The organism is Mesorhizobium sp. M7A.F.Ca.CA.002.09.1.1 (genome assembly GCF_003998555.1).
GTDB classification, from domain to species: Bacteria; Pseudomonadota; Alphaproteobacteria; order Rhizobiales; family Rhizobiaceae; genus Mesorhizobium; species Mesorhizobium ciceri.
The window spans coordinates 1-2,168 of sequence record NZ_RZRR01000921.1 but is presented as its reverse complement, the minus strand read 5'-3'; the positions used below and the strand labels follow the sequence as shown (position 1 = coordinate 2,168).

At 62.5% G+C, this 2,168-nt stretch carries 2 protein-coding genes and 1 pseudogene; all 3 read left to right on the top strand.

The features are described 5' to 3' along the window. A pseudogene (locus EN994_RS28360) lies at positions 1–242 on the top strand (transcriptional regulator); the annotation flags it as partial. A gap of 86 nt (positions 243–328) precedes the next feature. Next, positions 329–1,363, top strand: a complete 1,035-nt coding sequence (locus EN994_RS28355; RefSeq protein WP_013530400.1) for an amino acid ABC transporter substrate-binding protein — start codon at positions 329–331, stop codon at positions 1,361–1,363. A gap of 79 nt (positions 1,364–1,442) precedes the next feature. Then, positions 1,443–2,168, top strand: a 726-nt coding sequence (locus EN994_RS28350; RefSeq protein WP_164746279.1) for an ABC transporter permease subunit, incomplete at its 3' end; no start/stop codon positions are given.

The window sequence follows — 2,168 nt, the reverse complement described above, 5'->3', positions numbered from 1 at the left end:
GTCTCGTCTCCGTCATCGACGCCGAGGAAGATTTGAGGTCGGGCGCGCTGGTCGCTCCGGTCGGGCGCGACGCCCTTGCCGATATGCGGCCGGAAGAAGTTCCTGGATTCTACCTGATCGTCCCGCGCGGGCACCTGCGCGTGAAGGCGGTCGCCGCCCTTCACCGATGGCTCGCCCAGCAGGACTGGGGCAGCGATCTGAAGATTTCCTCCGTGCCGAAACCGACCCCGCTTTCCGACTAGGAGCGGCTTTGAGACCGAGCTCCGAAAGAGAACTTTTGGGCCTCCAACAACAAGAAACCAAACAACCTCAACAGTGGAGACGGAACATGAAGACGATGAAATGGGGGGCCGCAGCCATGGCCCTTGGACTTGTGCATTTTGCAGCGCCGGCAGAAGCCGCCGGCGGCAAGACGCTGGAAGCCGTCAAGGCGCGCGGCGTGCTCAACTGCACCGGCCATGACGGGTCTTACCTCGGCTTCGCCGAAGTCGACGACAAGGGCAACTGGAAGGGCATGGACATTGATCTCTGCCGGGCGGTGGCCACGGCCGTGCTCGGCGACCCGGCAAAACTGAAGGTCGTTCCGATCAGCTGGGCGCAGCGCTGGCCGTCCCTGCAATCGGGCGATGTCGACATCATCATCAAGGCGTCAGGCGGCACGCTCAGCCGCGACACCGAGCTCGGCCTGCAATTTTCCATGTCCTATTACCTCGGAACGACCAAGGTGATGGCGCACAAGGAGCTAAACCTCAAGTCGCTCAAGGATGCGGCCGGCGGCACGATCTGCATTCCCGCCGGCACGTCGCAGGAACAGCAGGTCGCGGCCTATACGGCCAAGCTTGGCATCAAGCTCGAACCCGTGCTCATCGAAAAGACCGAGGAGCTCGAGCAGGCCTATTTCTCCGGACGCTGCGATCTCTATGCGCAGTGGGGCCCGACGCTCGCCATTGCGCGCATCGCCAAGAGCAAGGTCGACGACCATGTCATCCTGCCCGACGTGCTCGCCGTCGAGCCTGAAGTCATGATCATGCGCCAAGGCGACGACAATTGGGTTGACATCGCCAACTGGACGCTGAGCACGCTGATCTTCGCCGAGCAGGAAGGCATCACCTCCAAGAACGTCGACGAGGTCAAGGCCAAGCCGACCTCGCCGCAAGTCGCCAAGTTCCTCGGCGTCACGCCAGGCATGGGCAAGGGTCTCGGTCTCGATGATGACTGGGCCTACAAGGTGATCAAGAACGTCGGCAATTACGGCGAAATCTTCGAGCGCGACCTCGGCAAGGACTCGCCCTACAAGATGGACCGCGAGTTGACCAACCTTTGGAACAATGGCGGTGTCCTGTTCCCGCTGGTGATCGACTGATCCGTCCTTAACTCACCCGCTCCAGGCCCCGCCCGGCACAGCCGGGCGGGGTCGGCGACAATTCGGCAAGGATCTTTGGATGGTCAGCCTGCTGAGAAATCAAAAGGTCCGCAACGCGCTGTTGCAGGTCCTCTATGTCGGCTCGATCGCCGCGATGGTGCTTGCCGGCATCGTGATCGCCCGCCGCAACCTGGCTGATCAGGGGATCACCTCCGGATTCGACTTTCTGTTCAAGTCGACGGGTTGGGATGTGAATTTCTCGCTGCTGCCCGCCACGGCCAATGATCCCTATTGGTGGTACTTCCTCATCGGCATCATCAACACGCTGTTCCTGGGGAGCGTCGGCCTGATACTGGCGACGATCGTGGGAACGATCGTCGGTCTGGCGCGGACGTCTTCGAACGATTTGGCGCGGCTGCTCGGCCGTACCTATGTGGACATCTTCCGCAACATTCCGCTGATCCTCCAGGTTTTCTTCTGGTATGCGATCATCACGCACCTGCCGACGCCGCGCAGCGCGCACGAAGCCTGGGGCTTCCTGCTCACCAGCCGAGGACTCTACATCCCATTCCCGAACGTCGGCAGTGCCGCGTTTGCCGCAGCCACAGTGGCTGTGATCGCGGCCATCGTGCTGCCGGCCTGGCTGGGCAGGACGTCGCTCCTTGCCCAGCCGATCGGCCAGCGGCGCACCATCCAGTTTGCCGCCGCCGCAGCGGCACTGGCCTGCGCGACCATCATTCTGGCTCTCGGACGTCTGCCGGATACGCCGCTGCTGGACTTCCCTGCCCTGCAAGGCCTCAATCTG

Excerpts from the sequence above, each read along its gene's own strand:
- EN994_RS28355 (WP_013530400.1), top strand. The coding sequence starts at position 329 with ATGAAGACGATGAAATGGGGGGCCGCAGCCATGGCCCTTGGACTTGTG.